This is a genomic window from Parabacteroides acidifaciens, from assembly GCF_003363715.1.
Classification (GTDB): Bacteria; Bacteroidota; Bacteroidia; order Bacteroidales; family Tannerellaceae; genus Parabacteroides; species Parabacteroides acidifaciens.
This window is the reverse complement of sequence record NZ_QREV01000069.1, coordinates 1-22,235: the sequence shown is the minus strand read 5'-3', so window position 1 is coordinate 22,235 and position 22,235 is coordinate 1. Positions and strand designations below refer to the sequence as shown.

Here is a 22,235-nt window from a genome sequence, read left to right as displayed (position 1 = left end):
ACTGCCGTTCTCTCTCGAATGCGGGTGCAAAAGTACTGCCCTACAACATAACTTCCAAATCTTTTTGCAACTATTTTCTCATCGGAATGCAACAGGTTTGCGGGATGCGCTGAAATGCTGAGAGTTACGGGGGAAACTTTTTTTCAACTATCGAAACGGCTGGAAAATCAAGGATTCCTATTACTATATAATGTACGAGACAGGGGAGGGAGGCATGACTCCGCTTCCTTTCTGTCGGTACGGGATCGTGAGGCAGAGGGACCCCAAAAAGAGGAGAAAAGAAATAATCAAATTATACAATAACCCCATTTTCAGCCGTTTTTCTATTTCACCTGAAATGTTGATCCGTTTTGGATTGACTATTTGTACGGGATTGGACTTTATTTCTGACAACGGGAGAAATGAGGTGCCGGGGCAATTCCAAAAAGCATTCTTTTTGATTGCCGAATGCCGGATAAGCCGACAAAGTGGAAAACCTTAACTCCCGGAGAATCGAATATTTGAAAACAAAACGGACGGCGTTCCGAATATCGCAAGGAAATTAAGGGGCTTTTTTGCCATGAAAACGGTCCTCTTTCTAATTAGGACGGTCATAATCGCCATTACGACCGTCCTAATCTTCGCGAGGTGCCGAGTGCACTACACATTAGCACGGTCGTGGTGGCGATTTGGACGGTCGTAATTGGGGAAAACACTCAAAAAAGAGGAAAAAGTCCCTTTTTGACGGCCAAAATGCGGATTAACATTTGTTCGCTTTTGGAGGCCGAGCGAGAGGCGAAAAGGAGGTTTTTACAATAAGCCCCCCTAAATTACATTACCGGAGCATCCGGAGCCTTACCCGGAACCGGAGCCTGACCTTCTTTATAGAATGGCAACGGACCCATCTCATATGTTTCGGGACCATAGTGCAAGGTAGAAGCCATAATCTCATCCCATGAAATCGGCTTGCCCGTATATGCGGCTTCACGTCCCAGAATTGCAACTTGAGTAGAATAAGCCAAAGCCTCAGCCTGATTTATCTTTTTATTCAAACGGATAGACTCTACAAGATGCACATGTTCCTGGTCATACGGGTTTTTAACAGGTTTATTCTTATAATCGTATTCCCAAAGCACATTTCCATTATAATCAACGATCTTTATTTCACCCCGGTCATTCAGTTGAGCCATGCCTTTTGTTCCATAAACCTGTTCCGACACGTTTCCATCACATCCGTCAATCTGGCGGGCGGTTGCCAACATGCGTTTATTATTGTTGTAATAATAGTCTACGCTGAAAAAGTCGAAGATATCGCCCGTCAAACGTTGTGCCCGTCCCCCGAAGCCTACTGCACGGACAGGGCGATCCTCCATAAACCAAGTCACAATATCGATATTATGGACAGCCTGGTCGAGCAGATGATCGCCACTCAGCCATTTAATATTAAACCAGTTACGGATACAATATTCCATATCGCTCCATTCGGGACGTTTCCGCTTATTCCACCAGGCACCCTGATCCCAATGGGCCGTAGAAGAAACGATATCACCAATCAAACCATTTTTCACCTGCACGAATGCCTCCCAATAATCTCTACGGTGGCGGCGCTGCGTCCCCGTAATAACGGTAAGCCCTTTCGAAGTAGCCACTTTTGCCGCAGCAATCACGGTACGGATACCGGTCGGATCGACGGCACAAGGTTTTTCCATAAAGATATTCTTTCCGGCTTCCACAGCTGCCTTAAACTGTTCGGGGCGAAAATGCGTAGGAGTACAAAGCAACACAACATCGATTTCGTTCATGGCCAGTACTTTCTTATAAGCATCAAAACCCAAAAAACAATTGGCATCGGGAACTTCATTATTGAATTTTTCCTTTAGAACCTTACGGCAACTATTCATTCTATCCGGGAATAAATCCGCCAACGCAATAATCGACACATTCGGTCCGGCACTCAAAAACTGAGTGGCAGCACCGGTTCCACGATCACCACAACCAACCAAAGCGGCTTTCAGCGGTTTCCCGTCAGGAGCAACTTCTACAAATGAATACATCCCCAATTCTTCCGGAGTGTATGTTTTAGGAGCAGGAGCATCGCCACCCTGCGGTGAGGAACAAGAAGTCATTACTGCCGATGTCATGCCTAATGGAATACCGGCTCCTAACAGAGCGGTGTTTGTTAAAAAGTCTCGTCTCTTCATGGTAATAAGTAATAATTTAGATTCTATATTCCTCAAACATACTGAATCTTACCGAAACAAGAAAATATTTTCTTTGTTTTATCATACATATTATTAAGAATATAAGTTCCTGCAAATTGTATTTTAAACAATAAGTCATTACATATTGTAGTATTAACGCGAAGCACAGCCATTCCCGAAGCTTTAGGAATGACAATAATTAAAAAAAGCTAACAATGTAATACGACCTTCCAAATTCGTTTTTTTCTTATCTTTGAGCCATACATAAATTCATCACAAATAATGAAAAACACAAATTCACTACTTCTATGCGGGCTCGGTTTAAGCCTCTTGCTTTCTTGTAAAGAAGCTACGGCGCCAGCTCCTGTTTTGCCAGTTCCGACACCTGAGCAGGTGGAATGGCATAAATTGGAAACTTATGCCTTTGTCCATTTCGGCCTGAACACATTCAACGACCTGGAATGGGGATACGGGAATACACCCGCATCTACTTTTAACCCGACAGACCTGGATTGCGACCAATGGGTACGTACCATCAAGGCTGCCGGACTGAAAGGTGTAATCCTGACAGCGAAACACCATGACGGTTTCTGCCTGTGGCCGACTGCTACGACGGATTACAGCGTAAAAAGCTCTCCCTGGAAAAACGGGGAAGGCGATATGGTAAGAGATTTATCGGATGCTTGCCGGAGACACGGACTTAAATTCGGTTTATATCTTTCTCCCTGGGACCGTAACAGCGCCAACTACGGGACTCCGGGATATGTCGAGAAATTCCATGCACAAATGCATGAATTGATCAGCAACTACGGACCGCTATTCGAGTATTGGTTCGACGGGGCAAATGGCGGTAGCGGTTGGTACGGAGGGGCTGACGAAAGCCGTTCTATCGATGCTAAGACCTATTACAAATACGAAGAGGCGCGAAAAGCGATCAAAGAATTGCATCCTTCAGCCATGATATTCGGCGGGACAGTTCCCGATATCCGTTGGATCGGAAACGAAGAAGGATGGGCGGGCGATACGCAATGGTCTCCTTATTCATACGATAAAGAAACAAATTACCGTCAAAGCCAGTGGGGAATGGAAAACGGCGACAAATGGCTGGGCGGCGAATGCGACGTATCCATCCGTCCGGGATGGTTCTACCATGCCCGGGAAGACCACCAGGTAAAATCGTTGGCCAAGCTGGTCGACCTGTATTACCGCAGTGTCGGACACAATGCCAATTTCCTGCTGAATTTCCCGGTTGCCCTCAACGGGAAGATCAGTCCGTCTGATTCCATCCGGGCCATAGAATGGTATCAGACGATCCAAAACGACATGAAAGATAACCTGTTAGAGGGGGCCTATGTGGAGGCCAGCAACACACGTGGACACAAATTCAGCGCAAACAAAGTGAACGACGGGAACTGGGATACTTATTGGGCAACCGATGACGGTGTAACCCAAGGGACACTGACCTTCACCCTCAGCACTGCCAAAGAGATAAACCGTCTGGTTATTCAGGAATATATCCCATTGGGACAACGAGTCAAATCGTTCAATATTGAAGCGGAAAAAGAAGGCAAGTGGTATCCGGTTCAGGCAGTCGATTCGACAACGACAGTCGGCTACAAACGTATTGTCCGCCTCCAGACATTCAAGGCAGACAAAATACGGATCAATTTTACCGATGCAAGAGGCCCGTTATGTATCAATAATGTAGAAGCATTCCTGGCACCGGCACTAATGACAGAGCCTGTCATCAGCCGCAACCGGAACAATGAAGTTTCCATCCAGGCAGGTGATGCCAATTCAGAGCTCCATTACACTACTGACGGCAGCGACCCGACAAAAGAGGCTACGGTCTACACGGGACCTTTCACATTTGCCCAAAAAGGTGTGGTCAAAGCGATCTCTTACGACCCGACATTTGATAAGAGCAGCCCGGTATCCGTATCGGAACTGGATATTCCGGCAAGCTGCTATACGATTGTTTCTCCCAAAGAAGAAAAGGCAAATAACATTTTCGACGGAAACGGCTACACGGCTTTCTATTTGCCTAAAGGCAAGCCGGAACTGACTGTCCGGCTGGATAAAGACAGGCTAATCTCAGGTTTCCGGTACACCCCGAACCAGGGAAGGGACGCCGGCGGACACATTGCCAACTATCAGTTATTTATCGACGGAAAGAAAGTAGCAGAGGGCGAGTTTTCAAATATCAAGGCAAATCCGATTGAGCAAGTAATTCATTTTCCGGCCGTGAAAGGAAACACCATCCGGATTGTAGCAACCCGGATTGTCGACAGCCTGCCTCAAGCAGGAATCGGGGAATTCTCCGTTATCACAGAATAAAACGGCTACTAAATCGGAATATCAGAAAATTCCTACAAAAAAGGAGGATACGGCAAACGCATCCTCCTTCTTTTTATATCGTATATAATTTTATATTCAAATTATTCCAGAACAATAACTTTATATTTCGGAACCAGCATCTTCATGATCACCCATCCGATCAGATAAGCGACAGCACAGACACAGAATATCACAAAATAGCCGGCCGGTTTACCGGAGAAGCCCATAAATGTCATTTGGGTAACATCAGCATAAACAAACAGGTTTCCTGCTACTTTCTGCAAGATCATGGAACCGACACCACCTGCCATACCGCCGATACCCGTGATACTGGCAATCGCTGATTTCGGGAACATATCACCAACAGTTGAGAAAATATTAGCAGACCAGGACTGGTGGGCAGCTCCACCGATACCGATCAGAATAACCGGGAACCAGGGAGAAACCGTACCCAACGGCTGCGCCAGCAAAACCAACAACGGGAAGAACGCAAAAATCAACATTGCTTTCATACGCGCTGCATATGGGTTCATGCCACTGCGGTTAATAAAAATAGTCGGGAGTTTACCACCATAGATAGAAAGCATGGTCACAGCATACAGGGTAAAGATCAACGCCATACCTAACGGGTCGGAAGTCTTGATTCCAAACTGTGTATTCAGATAGGAAGGAGTCCAGAAGAGGAAGAACCACCAAACACCGTCGGTCATAAATTTACCGGCAATGAAAGCCCAAGTCTGTTTAAAAGTAAAGCACTGCCAGAAGCCGATCTTCTTCTCATCCTTTTCTTCTACAAAGACAACGCCTTCTTCGTGCTTATCCTGTTCAATATAATCCAATTCCGCTTTATTGACATGTTTGCTCTTACTCGGTGCCGTGTACATGAAGACCCACAGGCCCATCCAAACGAAACCAAGCGCACCGATTACGATAAACGCCATTTCCCAGCCCCAAGCCTTTGCCAGCAGAGGAATGGATATAGGAGCGATCAGAGCGCCGATAGAAGCACCAGCATTAAAGATCGAAGTGGCATAAGCACGGTCTTTCTTGGGGAAATACTCAGCTGTCACCTTAATGGCAGCCGGGAAGTTACCGGCTTCACCCAATGCCAAAATACAGCGGGCAGCCAGAAAGAAATACATACTCACCGTCGCTAATACAACCACAACATCACCGGTTGCAGCGATCATTTCTGCAGCATTGTGCATCCCTACGTAATGTTCGGTTGCCACACCGCAAACAGCATGAAGACATGCACCGAACGACCAGACACCGATAGCCCAGAGATAGCCTTTCTTTGTTCCCATCCAGTCGATAAAGCGACCGGCAAACAGCATGCAGAGGGCATATACAATTGAAAAAACTGATGTTATCGTACCGTAATGGGATTCATCCCAGTGAAATTCAGGTTTGATAAACTCATCCCAGGTCAAAGAAAGAACCTGTCGATCGAGGTAATTCACTGTTGTTGCGAAAAATAACATGGCACAGATTGTCCATCTGTAATTAGTCATCTTCTCATTTACTTTTTGAAATGTGTTCATGATATTAATATTCGTTTTTCATAATACGCCGGCAAATATAAGCTATTTTTTCCGTTATATACAAGTTTGTGTGTGCGAATACATCTACTATTTTATTTCTTTCACATCCTGTTCGGGATTATGAGACAATTGATTTGCATAAAAAAAGCATTTTATGTACGTTTGCCATCTGTAATATAAACACTATGCATACTCTAATTATTATGAAAAAGGTTATTTATCTGATACTTTTCTCCCTGATAGCCAATTTGGCCATCCACGCCCAGGAAAAGACTGGCGAATGGAACGGATGTGACCGCTACGATTTTACCTTCAAAGACCGGCAGGCGATTGTCGTCGTCCCGAAACAGGCGGCAAAAGGAAATCCCTGGATATGGCGGCCCGCCTTCTTCGATGCTTTTCCAAGTGTAGACAAGGCTTTACTGGAAAAAGGATTCCATATTGTTTATTATGACGTAACCCATTTATACGGAAGTCCGCGAGCTGTTGCTTTGGGCACAGATTTCTATCATGAAATGGTCGCACGCTACGGCCTCTCCGACAAAGTCACATTAGAGGGATTCAGCCGGGGTGGGTTATTCGCATTCAATTGGGCTGCCCAAAATACGGACAAAGTAGCTTGCATATATGTAGATGCGCCTGTATGCGACGTGTTCAGCTGGCCGGGAAGGAAAAACGCCTCTTTATGGAATGACCTGTTAAAAGAATGGAACCTGACAGATGCAGATATGAACAGTTTCAAAGGGAACCCGGTCGATAATCTGGCACCAATAGCTTCTGCCGGTATTCCAATTATCAGCGTATGCGGTGACAGCGACCAGACCGTTCCCTTTAAAGAGAATATGGATATCGTACGCTCCCGTTACCTCGCAGCGGGAGGCCCGGTTGAAGTAATCATCAAGAAGGGATGCGACCACCATCCGCATAGTCTGGACAATCCGGAACCGGTAGTAGACTTCATTCTCCGCCAACAGCCGGAATATGAGAAGTATCTGCACTATAATGTGCGTGGCAGCCTGCAAAACTCGTTCCACAAATTCGAGAAAGAACGCCGTGCACGGGTTGCCTTCTTAGGTGGCTCCATCACAGAAATGGACGGATGGCGCAACAGGGTCGAGCAACAGTTACAGCAACGTTTCCCCTATACTGAATTTGAATGGATCGAGGCCGGTATCGGTTCGACCGGAACAACTCCGGGCGCTTTCCGCCTGCAACACGACATCTTGTCGAAAGGGAAAGTGGACCTTCTCTTTGTGGAAGCGGCCGTAAACGACGACACCAACGGATTCAGCGCGCTCGAACAAGTACGCGGAATGGAGGGCGAAGTGCGCCATGCACTGAAAAGCAACCCGGAGATGGACATCGTGATGCTCCATTTTATCTATGATCCTTTCATTCCGATGGTTGCCCGCAAGCAGACACCGGACGTGATCCTGAACCACGAACGGGTGGCTAACCACTATCTCATACCTTCCATAAATCTCTGTCAGGAGATAGGCGAACGGATGCAAGATGGCGAATTTACCTGGGATGAATTCGGAGGAACGCACCCCAAACCGTTCGGGCATAAATTTTATGCTGCGGCTATCGGGCACCTTTTTGACGACCTATGGAAAGGCCTTTCTCCGGAAAAGGCTGTTGTGCCTCATGAAATTCCCTCCAAGCCTTTGGATGCCTACAGTTACGACAACGGAGATTTCATCGATATCCAAAAAGCACGTTCAGACAAAGGTTGGAAGCTGGTCGACAACTGGCATCCCGACAATAAAGCGGGCAAACGAAAAGGCTTCGTAGATGTCCCAATGCTGGAAGCCACACGCCCCGGCGACCAATTAACCCTTGAGTTTAAGGGAAAAGCAATCGGTATTTTCTGTGTCAGCGGTCCTTCTGCCGGTATCTTGGAATACAGCGTAGACGGCGCCCCATTCAAACAATTGGATACTTTCACAGAATGGAGCCACAACCTATATATCCCTTGGGTATATATGCTGGAAACAGAATTAAAAAATACCGATCACAAACTGGTTCTCCGCATGTCGAAAAAGAAAAATCAGGATTCGCTCGGCACGGAATGCCAGATACGGAATTTCGTGGTAAATCAATGAGCGGGGATATTGATTCATTAAAAGACAACTAATCTAATAACTTCGAAACTTCTACCCCAGCCAGAAGCATAGCACCAAGACCATGAATATCATTATATGGGGTCGGACGATCATAATAAAACTTGACATCATTGCCAATGCCTGTACCAGCACAAATACCTGTTACAGCCCCTTCGTCTGTAATGCAAGTCAAAAGGCCATTCCATCCAGTCAAAGCAATTGTTTTATATCGTTTATCAACCCAACCATTATTAATTGCTAAAGCAATTGAATAAACAAACATAGCCGAACAAGATGTTTCCAAATAAGAATCTTCTTTATTCAATATCTGATGCCACAGGCCTGAAGCACTCTGATATTGTGCTAAATTTTGTATCTGACGGTTCAATAATGCTATAACTTCATTCCGCCTGCTATGGTTCTCCGGCAAAAAACGCAGTAGGTCCGCAATAGCCACCATCATCCATCCATTACAACGCCCCCAATAAGTTCCGCCGTTCACCTTTAAGTCATCATAATAGCAATGCCACATCAAACCCACTTTTTCATCATACAAATGCTTATCAAACAAAAAAATCTGATTAACAGCTTCTTCCATATAGAGTTCTATTCCTGTCAGCTTCCACATACGAATCAGAAACGGTACACTCATATAAAGATCGTCTGCCCAAACCGTATGATTATAAGGTACTGGACGGGAAAAAGTCCCGTCATCCAAACGCTGTTGCCTATACATTATATAATCGGCAGCCATATCTATATATTCTTTATATGCAACCACTCTGTTGTTTTCATATAATTCTATCAGGCTTGCTCCCATTGCCCCGCAATCATCCAATTGAGTAATATTGATGCCTTGAGCAACCGGAAAATGCCATTGGTCATTTCCCTTATAAATCGATTTCAAATAAGGACGATCTTTAAAGAAAAACTCAAAATTCTTTTTTGTATAGTTTTGATATCTTTCAATACCTGTTATTTTGCCAAGAGCATTAAAGCTGAGATGAATAACCCCGTTCCAATATTTCCAGTCGTTATAACCATTTTGTGGAACAACATATTTATTATAACCATAGCAGGACAAATCATCTATCTGTTTTCCATCGGCCTGATCATAATATCTATATGTGGTTTGTTGTATTACATGATCAGCGACCCGGCAAATGGTAGATAATACATCCTCTTTCGATACTTCCTGCCCCATTCCGAATAAAGAGACCAACAATAAAGCCTTAATAAATAAACATCTTATAATCATATGAACCATTTAAATACTACTACATTTTTTTTGAATTCATCACAAATATCCAATCATTTCCTTTTCCTGAACTTTCCGGCTTAACCTGATACCCTCCTTTAGCCGGTACATCGGCAATAAAAGAATACTGTCCTGTGCGAGGATTATACCATTGCAATGTCAGAATTGAAGCATTCGTCAGTGCTTCCAAAGAGACATCCACCGCATTCCCATGGGGCAAATAAACAAATGCATACCCATCACCTTGTATTGCAACTGCCATATCTCCTATTGCCTGTTGCTTTGTTAGAATAATCTCAGGAGCTGGACGACGGCTAAAATAATCATATCGTTCAAACAACCTGCGGGCATGTATCATACTACCGGCCCCCGGCAAGTCCAGGTCATCATACCAATTATTAAGAACATTCCCCGTTGGTGTATAAGCAGGTGACATACATTGCCAAATCGGATGGCAACCATACGTATGCCCGGCTGCTCCAGAAAAAAGACTCCAATATAATGCCTGACGCGTATTTGCATCGCCAAACCAAGTCGTAGAAGTACAAACCTTACCACGAACAGGATGATCTTCATAGCAAGGTTCCATATTGATACACGGCTTTACCGGTTGCTTATTATAATCACCAACAATCAATTTTTCAAATATGTCGAAACAACAATCGGCATGTCCAGTCTGACTACTGTTAAAATTAAGCCAATCGGCTGCATGAAACCACCTGCTCGATGTATGTCTTCCATACGGATGAAAAGTCATCAAATGATTTTTATCTATCGATTTTATCGCATTTGCCAAAGCATTCCAAACGGGGAAATTGGTATCACCTCCATTCCGGTCTCCTCCAATTATCCAGATTATATTGGGATAATCTTTATAACGGTTTGCCAGAAAGCGTCCGTATTCAGCAATATTCCGTTCGTTAAAAATAACAGGACCAACTCCCCATTGTTTATCCACTTTATCTCCCCATGTCGGTAACAGTCCCATATACATGCCTTTTGCGGCTGCTTTTTCGATAATACGGTCTACCCATCGAAAATAAGTTTCATTCGGTTTTGCCGGATCATTATTTATCAAAGGCTTATTCCCATTACGGTCAGGCGTATCCAAGCCGTCAAGTTCAGCCAAGATTACAGCCTGTATTACATTAAATCCCTTTCCCCTACGATTTTCCAAATAACGATCAATCTCCTCTTCGGTCAAACGATGGAACAATTCCCATGCCGTATCGCCCATATAAAAGAAAGGTGTTCCATCCGTATGCGCCAGAAAGCGTTTATTAGCAGAAACGACAAGAGGGCCATGCGAAAAGTCCACTGATTTACCTTTCCAAGGAATATACGAATTGACCGGGATGTCTTTCCCTAACATCAACTTGGTTATTTGTCCGGCAACCTCTTGAACATTCACACCTGACTTAAACCGCACAATAGACTGATTACGTTTGGGTCCCGGAATCCATCGGTTACTGCCGTCCGCCTGAAGTTGGCAAGAACCGGCATTATCCAGCTCAAAATAACGAGATGCCTCATCTGACAATAGAAAAGCTGTTACCTGATCCCAGCTGGCCCGTCCCTGAAAATTATTATACAACTCATAAGCTCTATACATAGGATATTCACGCGGCAACTTGGCTTTTAAAGCCGCATCACCGGTAACCACCTGCTGACCGATCTCCCAGCCGCAGAACACGACATCTTTAGTCCAGTTAGCCAGACAATAGACGGTCGAAGCTGGATCCGGACGTGAGAAATTCGCTTCTTTCCCCTCCGGGAATAGTCCCCCCATACAATACCATTTCCTGACTTTTGCCTCGACCAGCTGTTTCCCGTTAAGCGGTGAATACTGGTCAGCGGATGACTGGAGCAGCTTTTGTAAGCTACTCAAATGACCGATTGTAAGAATCACGACAGAATGATCCGGACTTTCTGCCAATAATTTTCGATATGTATGGGTTGCTGCTTCCGCATCTCTCCAAGATGCCAGGTCGTGTGGAAACTCTTCGGAAATCTGCCTTGTATAGCGGGAATGGTTTTTAAGGGAAGATTGCCCTTCTAAAAAGCCAAGCGGCAGCTGGCCCATCCCATAAAACGCATTAAAAGCACTCACACAAGTGGCTGCAAAAGGATCATCACTGGTCACAATAGTTCCTAACAAGTTTATCTTATGCTGCTTATGCAAAGTATAAAGCATCGCCAGTGTTCCGGCATCGTCAACATCCGAGTCTATATCCGTATCAACGATCACCCGCTGTTGCGCGATAAGAAACAGAGGGAATAGTAACATTCCAAAAACTGAGATCAATCGTTTTTTCATATTTTATTCAATGTTTATTCGGTGACATTATCATCAATTCTTCCAGAATCTCCCCCAACTCCTTACGATCCATCTTCTGTATAATATATTGTTGATATCCTTCCGAATGGCCTTTCCACACAAAGCTACAATTTTTTTTAATATCCACATACCCATAATCACTTAAAGTCCAATAATTAGATATTCCTCTCACAGCCAGCAGAACAGCAGTTGGATCAGCTGTATGATGGTTCCAATGCCCGTTTTTTGCTCTTTCCCGATGTAATTGATACGCTCTCCGAACCGGATTATTCAAGGGAGTTTCTTTCAACCGATCCCCGACAAATATGGTGTGCCCGATTTCTCTTCCAGCAAAAAGGATTTTTCCTGGCCAATGAGTAAGCGTATACACTGCCGCATCCGGATCACGGGTAAAGTTAACATTATCAGACGCGTCGTCAACCGGGAAATTTCCCCCCATGCAAACCCACAGTTTTACTTTCTTGCGGACTAAATCCATTCCACTTAATGAAGAAGAGCTATCCGGGAGACTTTTTAATAGAGACTGAAGGTTTGACATATAACCAACCGTCAGGATAACGATAGAAGAATCTTTCTGTTCACTTAATATTTTTCTGTATAAGGCTACAGCATCAGGGGCTTCCATATTCGACCTTAACCGATGTGGAAATTCCATCGCAACAGAATCCAGAAAAGATGAATTATCCCGATATACTCCACTGTCATTTTTCGGGACACCAATCGGGATATAAGGCCTATTATAATAAGTATTTATTACATCCACAACCGGAGCTGACATCGGATAAGAAGAGGTAACCATCGTAGCTAATATCTCAACCTCACCCGCATCTGCCAGTTTATGTAAAATGCCTAAAGCCGCTGTATCATCACAATCAGTCAGCATATCAGTATCAAAAATAATCTTTACACCCGATTTATGACATTCTGCAGCAGAAATAGACTGAGAATTCAATATAAAAAGGAGAAATATCCAGGCACAAATGCCCGGATATTCTATTTTTCTAAACTTAATTGCCATAGCCTTCATTTTGTGGAAAATCTTCCGGATTAGAAATACGAGCCAATTGGTCTCTCGGAATCGGACGAAGCACATGATATTTCTGAAATTTACCAGCTACTATCTCATTCATAGCCGGATTATTCATACGCTCATATAATTTACCAGTCCGTTTCAAGTCATACCAACGGCAGAATTCGCCAGCCATCTCACGTGCTCTCTCATCCAATATGAAATCAATATTAACCTGAGTAGCCGTTATCTCCATTTCTTTTTCTTTACCAGATATAGCTGCACGCTTTCGGATCACATTAATATATTCAGCAGCTTTAACATTGTCACCTAATAAATGGCAAGCCTCAGCTGCCAATAGATATGTTTCACCTAAACGGAAAACCACAACATCACGAACTCCCTTCATTTCATTCGCACTCGGACGCAATGGGTCCTGCAATTTTATCAAAGTTGTATACATGGTGCCACTCTGGAATTTAGTATTGGAAGGCCACTCTCCATCCGGATTAGTTTCCGACTGAATCTTATCCTGTAATTCCTCTCTCATTTCATCAGGCATCCATACCCATACAGGCCACACAGCTTTTACCTGCTCTTTTGTCCAAGGGTGTTTTGGGATAATCATTGCCGAATCACCTCTTTTCCAGAAAACCTCTTCTGTTTTTTTCGTATATGGACTAAAAATCATATCTGTGGCTTCTTCCTTATTGACACGCCAGAAGGTACGATAGCAATCTTCCCAGCGAGCATCTTTTTCCGCGTCATACAATTCCTGCAAATAATATGTCGGTCGTATACGGCTCCAAGGACGTCCATAAGCCAAATCGCGCTCTAACACTTTCGGATAATGATCCGAATAGGAAGCGGTAAACATCACATGAAGTTGCTGACCATCTCCGTTTAGTTCTGTATTGGACGTGAAAAGTACAGGCAATAGAACTTCAGAGTTACGTACATTATCCGTACTCCACAATTCTTTATGAGACCCCAGCAAAGAATGAGAAGAAGCAATGACTTCCTCTGTCAACCGTTTTGCTTCTTTAATATCTTCATCATTACGTTTAACTGTTAAATAAACGCGCGCCAAATGATGTTTAACCGCCTCTTTTGTAATACGCCCATATACATTTTGCTCAGCCGGAAGATTTTCTATACAATATTTTAGTTCATCTATGATAAAATTCCATATTTCAGCTTCTGAAGTTTTATAAGCCTCGGTAACCAATGATTCAGTTGGTTCCGTTTTTAGCTCAACCGCACCATATTGTTGAACCAAATGATAATAATGGTGTGCCCGGATAAATTTCGCTTCACTTATATATTGCTTTTTCTTCCCTTCACTCAAATCCGATATATCGTTATTTTCCAATGCTTTTAGAACTGCATTTGCCTGATTAATGGTAATATAGCAATTACTCCAAAGTGTACCCACACTACCGGAGGTTGCATCAATAGTCCAGTTTTGAAATTCTATATCCATCGATTTTGCACTTTTCCAGATATCAGTAGGAGCTTCACACATATATAAAATATATCCGGAACCATACAAAGTCCTCATCCGGGAATACAAACCATTTACACCCTGTTCCGCCTCTTTTGCATTTGTATAAAAATTGCCGGCTGTAATTTTATTATATGGAGTCTCATCCAAGAAAGAAGAACAAGACTGTAATAAACAGACCACAAATAAAATACTATAAATATATACTGTTTTCATACTATCACTCTATTTTAAAATGAAACATTCAATCCAAAAACGAAAGAAGTTAACGGTCGGTGACTGCTATAGGCATAGCAGTTTTCCGGATCAAGCCCTTCAAACCCATTAAAAGTCCAAACAAATGGATTATCAACAGCCAAATACACCCTCAAACGGTTTGCCTTAATTTTCTCAATCACTTGTGAAGGGAAGGTATATCCCAGATTGATATTCTTCAAACGAAGGAATGACAAATTACGATAGGCATAATCACTCTGATCCAATAGGGGTTGTGTATTAGAACCTACAGGTTTAGGGAATGTTTTAGAAGGATTATCCGGAGTCCAGAAATCCACATCCAAATGATTCATTCGTGAAGAACCTGCTTCATATGTCAAAAGTCCGATCTTTTGTCCATATCCGATACGACTGTAGAAATACAAATTCAAATCTAAGTTTCTATATTTGAGTGTTGTATTTAGGCCCCCGGTAAACTTCGGAATCTTATTATAAATAAACTGGTCATCCTGATCGTATTTACCATTCAGATTTACATCTTTCACTTTAGGATTACCCGGTTCATAGCCATATTTTTTAGCTTCTTCCACTTCTTCTGTCTGCCAGACTCCGTCATATTTATACAAGAGCTCAACCTGTAAAGGTTTACCCACAAACCATTTGTTACCCCTATCTTGTGTCAGACCATCGTACAATTCTATAATTTCATTTTTGTTATAGGCAAAAGTCAAACCGACAGTCCACTCCCAATTCTTATTCACAAAAGGAACTGTATTTAGTGAGACTTCTATACCTGTATTCCTCGTTTTACCGATATTTTGCCAAGTTTCATTATAGCCGGTTGTAATCGGCAACAAACGTTTCATCAACAAATCATGCGTATCCCGGCGATACAGATCAAGCGTTCCTTCGATCCGGTTTCGAAAGAAGCCGAAATCAAAACCAATGTTAAACTCTTCTGTACGTTCCCAACCTAATCCCGGATTAGCCAGTTCTTGCGGTAAATATCCCATTGCAGATTCTTCACCAACTCCCATAACATACGGATATTTAGAAAATGCACCTAAAGTGGAATAACTGCCAATCGCAGTATTGCCTGTATTCCCCCAGCTCAACCTCATTTTCAAATTCGAAACCGCATCTACATTCTGCATAAAGGCCTCTGAATTAATACGCCATGCCAAAGCGACAGAAGGAAAGAAATCCCACTTATTTCCCTTCGCCAAACGGGATGAACCATCATAACGCCCGGTCAAGGTCAGCAGATACTTGTCCATCAAGGTATAATTGATACGTCCCATGAACGAAAGCAATGACCATTTTGAGTAAGACGATGTACGCCCAAAAATATCCGGCGCTTCATTTACATTATACCATTTTCCATAATAAGGGACATCCGAACCTGTCAATTGCACATAGTCGGTCGAATAGGTCTGCATATCATGTACGGCAGATACACTCATATTATGAATGCCTACCCGTTTATCATACTTTAATATATTTGTAAAAGTCAAGGACTTCTCTGTTGTTTTCTTATATGACAACGAATTATATGACATCAAATTCATATATGGACTGTTGTAGCTTCCATCTTCTACAAACTGGAAATCAGGAGTCAAACTTGTACGGAAACTCAAACCTTCAATAATATCCAATTCAGCAGAGACATTAAAGAAAGCTCGATCTCTGAAAGATTGATTCTCCAGATATTCATCACTTACATAATACATGGGATTTATTTGCATATAACTTTCACAATAGGGACTCGGATAATACGCCAATGCCCCCTCTTCATCATATATTCGAGTAACCGGATTAAGAGTCGTACCATTCTGGAATACACTATTATTCCCATTATCAGTCTTACGATGCGAATACATGGCCGAATATCCCAGCTTTAACCGATCAAAGAGTTTCACATCACCATTTAAGCGCATACTGAAACGTTCGCTTGACATGTTGTCGATTATACTCTGATTCTTATTATATCCCAGCACGATCAGATTAGACATATTATCTTTACCAACATTCACCGTAATATTATTATCTGTCTGAAAACCTGTACCGGAAAACATTTCATCCTGCCAATCCACATAATTCCGGCTTTCCAGAATATCTGTAACTCCAACAAACAATTCAGCATCTGTTTTTCCCGGATTTGCGGCTCTCAGGTAGTTCGCCCATTTATCACCGGACATCATGTTATAATCTTTAAACGATTTGGAAATCCCGACAAAGCCATCATAAGAGACAGATACTTTACCGTCCATCTTCCCTCTCTTTGTTGTAATGATAATAACACCATTAGAGCCTCTCGAACCATATATAGCTGTTGAAGACGCATCCTTCAGCACATCTATCGCTTCAATTTCAGCGGGATTGATATCGGATATTTTCCCTCCGAAAGGAGCTCCGTCCAAAACAATTAACGGATCATTCCCTGCATTCAGAGAATTATAGCCACGGATAATCGGAGTAGAGGTGTCACCAGGTTTATTGCCGACTGTAATGTCCAAACCTGCGACCTTCCCTTGCAACCCCTGCACAGGATCACTTAAAACAGCCTGATTTTCGAGGACAGTCGAACGAACCTGCGAAACAGATCCTGTCAAATCACTCTTCCTTACAGAACCATAGCCGATTACAACCACTTCTTCGATCATCTGATTGTCTTCTTTCAACTTGACATTGATGACAGAACGGCTGCCTACCGTTATATTCTGGGAGACATAACCGATAAAGGAAAAGACCAATACTGCCTTTGTGGTCGGCACATTGATCGTATATTTCCCATCAACATCCGTAATCGTTCCAACAGTCGAACCTTTCAGGCTCACACTGACACCCGAAACCGGTTCACCGGCCTCATCCGTAACTAACCCGACAATCTGTATGGAAGCATCGGATTTTGTCAACAGCTTACTTATATCATCTTTCTTTGAAGTTATGACAATATATCTATCAATCAATTTATAGCCGATATCCGTTCCCTCAAAAAGTTGGTCCAGGATAGCGGTGATACTTTTTTCTCCGGTTTTCACGTTTTGTTTCTTCACTGCGTTTAAAACCGTGCTGTTAAAGAAAAAGCGGTAATCCGACTGTTTCTCTATCTCTCTGAAAACGTCCGTCAGGGACACATTCTCTAAATTCAGGTTAACAGTTGCATTTTGAGAATACGTGTTATTGGCCTGCAAGCAGAATGTAACAAGGAACAAGAAGATTGTTATCAGCTTCATTTTTAGCCATATTTTTTGTGGTATCAAAAGCATGACACCTTTGATTAAATATTCTTTTTTCATATCTTTGTTGTACGATTATGATATTAGACAATTAATTTAGTTGTTTGATATTCGAGCCGGGATAAGTGCCACCTTATCCCGGCTTTTTATCTATTTGTTTCTCTTTTTCCTTACTTCATAGGCAATCCCCTCCATATTAGATTCAAATGTTAACGACTCAATTATTTTATATACACAGTATCCTTCTCTATTCGGTATTTGACAGGCGTACTGGTACTGATCACTTTCATAATAGTTTCCAGCGATTCATATTTGCGGAAAGAACCGCCGAATGATTCTTTTTTTATCTTCTGATTCTCAAACTTAAACTTTACATTGAAATTACGTTCCAACCGGAGAGTCAGTTCCTCGAATGTCATCTTATCAAAAAACATTTCTCCATAGCGCCAGGCAGTGTACGAGCTGGTAATAAGCTGCTTGTGACTGATTTTCGCATGTGTTTTGTCATAAACCAAAACTTCGCCAGGCCGGATTTTCTCCGTATAAGTCCCCTTCTCTGCCGTCACTGATCCTTCAATTAAGGCAAGACTCATTTCATGATCGTCATCGAAAGCATACACATTAAAAGAAGTCCCTGTTACCCGGAAAGTAAATTGGTCTGCATGAACAAGAAAGGGCCTGGTAGAATCTTTCTTTACCTCAAAATAGGCTTCTCCCTTCATATGAACCGTACGGTCCTTTTCCCCGAAAGACCCATCATAACTAATCGAACTGCAAGCATTCACCCAAACAGTCGAACCGTCCGGCAAGCTCACTTTCGAGCGCTCTCCTACTCCAGTCTCTATTTTAGTCAAGCGGGAAGACACCTCTCTCTTATCAGCAAAATAGGAAATGAGCTGCATACAAACCAATCCGAACATAAAGACTGCGGCATAGCGAAGCATATTTTTCCCCAATTGCAACCAACGATGATTCCGGCGGGAAGGAAGAACATGATCCAAAAACTTTTTCCATTGACGGTCTACCTGGCTATTTAATAGATCAGATTCTATCCGCCCCAGGTCATAGACATCCTTGATAGACCGAAAATAGAGTTTGTTTTCCACATCCGCTTCAAGCCAGGCCAACAATTCATTCTGCTGTTCCGGTGTAGCTTCTCCTTTCAGGTAAGATATAATTAGTATATCGACAGATTCTTTCATAACTCGTGCTCTTTATTAGAATGACGCACGAGCCTGAGTTACTACTTAGACAAAAATGCACTTTTTTTATTAACGGAAGAAATGAGGGAAGAGCAACAGCAATACCGGCAGGTAATCTTTCAGCTTTATCTTTAATATTTTCAATGCATTATATATCTGGGCATCTACCGTACGGACACTAATACCCAAGACATCAGCGATTTCCTGACTTTTCATATTCTGGTAGCGGCTCATCATGAAGATCAGGCGGCATTTTTCCGGAAGTTTGGAAATACTTTCCTGAAGCAAGGCATTGACTTCTTTCACATAAAGTTCTGTCAAAGGATAAGGCAATTCGGGATGAATCTCGATTTCCTTGATCTTCATCTTGACCAAACTGGCATATTCGGCATGCACTCGTTCGGAACGGAAATGAGACAGGCAACGATTGTGTACAGCCTTGAACAAATAGAACTCATAAGAAATCTGCACACTTTCGTAATTCTCCCACAAACTAATGAAACATTCCTGAACAATATCCCGTGCAAGCTCGCTATCCTCTATATATTTACAACAATAAGCATAGAGTCGAGGCTGCAACTGATTGAACAGTTGCTCGAAACCTTTCAGGTCCGTTTTATCCGCAGAGGCTCTCGACATCCTTATTTTGCATTTACAATAATCAATTGAGATACAAATATAGGAATTTATTCCACATTCCGACTGTTGCCTCTGTCAAACCGGATATTGCTTCGGCCAATGATGCAACTATTCCAATCCTTGATTCATCATCTAATTAGAAACAAATACCAGATATTATTATGAACAAGTTATTTTCAACTATCATGTCCGGCATACTCACAGTGGCAGGACTGGCTTTATTCTCTTGCAGTGATAACGACGACATCAAGCTGACAGGCATAGACGGATGCCCCAGCGCCCTGCTTTCAAACGGACAGCTTACAGCTTCCTTTACTTATGACGGCAACAAGCTTTCCAGAATCCAGGACCCGGACGGGCATGCAACTCATTTCAATTATGAGAACGGTCAATTTTCCGGTATTTCCTATACACCGCCTAAAGATGTTGCCGACGGACATGGCTGGGTAGGCTTCACAAAGACCGGTGATAATACCTTCGAAGTAAGCAGGGGCGGTGAACCGGCTCTTGACATAAGCTATGTGGAAGAAGTGGAACTCGACACGAACGGCTTGCCTGCCAAAATAACATTTACCGGCATTTACCGGTGGGGAGCAAACGGGAAGGAGCAACTTGAGGAAGGCGACCGGTATGCTCTTCTAAGTTTCGACCCTGCCACACGGCAACTGCTGAAGCAGGAAGTGTTCGACAAAGAATCCAACCTGCTGGTAAAATATACATACGAATATGACAACGCTTCCGGAAGCATCAGCCATACGGAATTACCGATGTGGCTTCTGGGCTGGTGGTATTACCAATACTCCAACCAAAACGACTTCAAGTATATCCAGTTCCTGAACCGCCGGAACAACATAACCAAGATAACGTCTAAAAACAGTGAAGGCGACATCTCTTCCGTCACTTATACATATAAATATAACGAAAACAATTTCCCCGTTACCGCATTCTGCGACAAATGGGAAGGAACGGAGGTCGGAATCCGATACTAAAAACAATCGGTAAGTTCCAAGGCAAACCATTGGGATAAGTGCGAAGAAGGCTTACCCGATTTTCCGCAAGATGGTCGCGAACCATCCGGAGGTGCCGTTAAGGAGCGGGCAACCCGGCAGATAGAATGATTTATGAGGGATGTGTGGCTCACCCGATAATCATTGGGGATAACCACAAGGATAAGGCAGGTTATACGGATCCGTTTAAACCTGCCAAGAAGTGAGCTTCTACATAAAGTTTTTGAGAAAGAACTGTCATACCATCATACTTCCCGTATGGCATTGAATATCATGATATATGGTCATGATAGTTCTTATTTCAACTATCATTTTGTGCCATTTCATTGAAAAAGCAAGGTGTCAAAAGTGTTAAAACAGGGCATTTCTAAGAAATAATGAGCCATCCCCTTCCCGCGCTCCGACGCGGGATCGCAAAACAGCCTGCCGCATCCTGAATCATAAATGATGATTTATCAGGATAATAGCGACGTTGTCTTAGGGCTGTAAGCCCGGCAGATCTCAGCCCAAGGCGTGAGCCTTGGGTTAAGGAAACGTCTCCCTCCCCCTCTTAGCCCTGTAAGGGCGCACCACAACATCCTCTGTCACAAGGTATCGCCCTTACAGGGCTCAAAGACGGGAGGTGGACATGTTTAAACCCAAGGCTCACGCCTTGGGCTATGATCTGTCGCCCTTACAGGGCTTTGGGCGGTTCGCGAACCGCCCCTACGAGGCTTCTGCAACTCACCGATAAATCATTATTTACCAGTTTAGTATAAAACCTGTTCCTTTGCGATCCCGCGTCGGAGCGCGGGAAGGGGATAGCTCAAATATGCCAAGAAGTGAAGCTGTTTCTAATTATTTAAGAAAAAACGTCAAAACAACTAACACCTGCCACCTTTTTACGCATATTGCTGATAATTACATAATTACCGGGTGTTAGGTAGGTGTTAGATAGCCTTTTTTACCGACACCACCTGACACCCGACCAACATATTGTCATCTATCTGCTTCGCTTCGTAGGAAACTAATCCGTTTCCTACTATCAACTAAGTCAAAGCATGCAGTAAACTATTATGTAAGATATTGTGGACTGTTCATACATAGTACTACTTATCGCATATAGGTAGTTACTACGTATCGGCAACAGGTAGTAACTATGTATCGCCTATAAGTAGTAACTACATGTTATTAATGTCTGATATGCCGTGACTTAGTTCACTGTTGTTTTCGGATTAGTTTACTGTATGTTTTGACTTAGTTTACAGGTAGACAGGTGGAATTTATATGTATGTTGGTCGGTGTCGGTAAAAGGGTACCTGACACCACCTGACACCTACCTGCCACCAGGTGATCTGATTGATTATAAGCTGTATAACCACAAAAGGTGTTAGATGTCGGTTCAATTACACTTTTTCTATAAAAAAGTATCAAATAAAGTCAGAGAGAATAGATAAAGATGAGAGATGGTTTGGTTTTAAGAAATAATGAATATTTATCCCCTATGATTATCGGGTGAGCCTAAAAATCGGCTCACCCGATATTTCTTGGGGGGGAACTTCATTCACTTTCTTGGAATATCTATCGCTACTATAACAGGTTTGTACAGGCTTGAAAGTTGATACGAAAGCGAAGTTGTCACATCTGTATTTCGGTAAAAGCTGATAATACACCTGCA

Annotated in this window: 12 protein-coding genes; 3 read left to right on the top strand and 9 right to left on the bottom strand. The window is 42.9% G+C overall.

From position 1 onward, the window contains the following. Positions 1-809: 809 nt before the first annotated feature. The gene (locus DWU89_RS18585; protein ID WP_233551971.1) at positions 810-2,180 is read right to left on the bottom strand and encodes a Gfo/Idh/MocA family protein; all 1,371 of its coding nucleotides are present in this window, start codon (positions 2,178-2,180) and stop codon (positions 810-812) included. Between the two features lie 282 nt (positions 2,181-2,462). On the opposite strand from DWU89_RS18585, the gene DWU89_RS18580 reads away from it, so the two are divergent. Continuing rightward, the gene (locus DWU89_RS18580) at positions 2,463-4,517 is read left to right on the top strand and encodes an alpha-L-fucosidase (protein ID WP_115501131.1); all 2,055 of its coding nucleotides are present in this window, start codon (positions 2,463-2,465) and stop codon (positions 4,515-4,517) included. A 101-nt stretch (positions 4,518-4,618) separates the two neighbouring features. Here DWU89_RS18580 and DWU89_RS18575 read toward each other — a convergent pair whose 3' ends face one another. Continuing rightward, positions 4,619-6,061, bottom strand: a complete 1,443-nt coding sequence (locus tag DWU89_RS18575; RefSeq protein WP_115501130.1) for an MFS transporter — start codon at positions 6,059-6,061, stop codon at positions 4,619-4,621. Positions 6,062-6,264: 203 nt separating this feature from the next. Here DWU89_RS18575 and DWU89_RS18570 point away from each other — a divergent pair, with 203 nt between their 5' ends. Beyond that, on the top strand, positions 6,265-8,166 hold the full coding sequence (locus DWU89_RS18570; RefSeq protein WP_244205949.1) for an SGNH/GDSL hydrolase family protein: 1,902 nt from the start codon (positions 6,265-6,267) through the stop codon (positions 8,164-8,166). 28 nt (positions 8,167-8,194) lie between these two features. Here the strand turns inward: DWU89_RS18570 and DWU89_RS18565 are convergent, their stop codons facing one another. The 7 genes from DWU89_RS18565 to DWU89_RS18535 all read right to left on the bottom strand — a co-directional run bounded on the left by DWU89_RS18565 (position 8,195) and on the right by DWU89_RS18535 (position 19,571). Further along, positions 8,195-9,424: a glycoside hydrolase family 88/105 protein gene (locus DWU89_RS18565; RefSeq protein WP_158543406.1), complete on the bottom strand. Its 1,230-nt coding sequence runs from the start codon at positions 9,422-9,424 to the stop codon at positions 8,195-8,197. 19 nt (positions 9,425-9,443) lie between these two features. Beyond that, positions 9,444-11,741: an apiosidase-like domain-containing protein gene (locus DWU89_RS18560; protein WP_115501127.1), complete on the bottom strand. Its 2,298-nt coding sequence runs from the start codon at positions 11,739-11,741 to the stop codon at positions 9,444-9,446. A 7-nt stretch (positions 11,742-11,748) separates the two neighbouring features. Continuing rightward, on the bottom strand, positions 11,749-12,780 hold the full coding sequence (locus DWU89_RS18555; protein WP_158543405.1) for a nucleoside hydrolase: 1,032 nt from the start codon (positions 12,778-12,780) through the stop codon (positions 11,749-11,751). Further along, entirely contained in the window at positions 12,770-14,491 is a 1,722-nt protein-coding gene (locus tag DWU89_RS18550) for a RagB/SusD family nutrient uptake outer membrane protein (RefSeq protein ID WP_115501125.1), read from the bottom strand. The genes DWU89_RS18555 and DWU89_RS18550 overlap by 11 nt, the downstream gene beginning before the upstream one ends. A 14-nt stretch (positions 14,492-14,505) precedes the next feature. Next, positions 14,506-17,727: a TonB-dependent receptor gene (locus DWU89_RS18545; RefSeq protein WP_244205948.1), complete on the bottom strand. Its 3,222-nt coding sequence runs from the start codon at positions 17,725-17,727 to the stop codon at positions 14,506-14,508. 224 nt (positions 17,728-17,951) lie between these two features. After that, a complete protein-coding gene (locus DWU89_RS18540) occupies positions 17,952-18,932 on the bottom strand; it encodes a FecR family protein (protein WP_115501123.1) in 981 nt (326 codons plus the stop codon). 69 nt (positions 18,933-19,001) lie between these two features. Then, positions 19,002-19,571 carry an RNA polymerase sigma-70 factor gene (locus DWU89_RS18535; RefSeq protein WP_115501122.1) on the bottom strand — a complete coding sequence of 190 codons (570 nt, stop codon included), beginning with the start codon at positions 19,569-19,571 and terminating at the stop codon, positions 19,002-19,004. A gap of 161 nt (positions 19,572-19,732) precedes the next feature. Here DWU89_RS18535 and DWU89_RS18530 point away from each other — a divergent pair, with 161 nt between their 5' ends. Then, positions 19,733-20,560, top strand: a complete 828-nt coding sequence (locus DWU89_RS18530) for a hypothetical protein (protein ID WP_115501121.1) — start codon at positions 19,733-19,735, stop codon at positions 20,558-20,560. Positions 20,561-22,235: the final 1,675 nt, after the last annotated feature.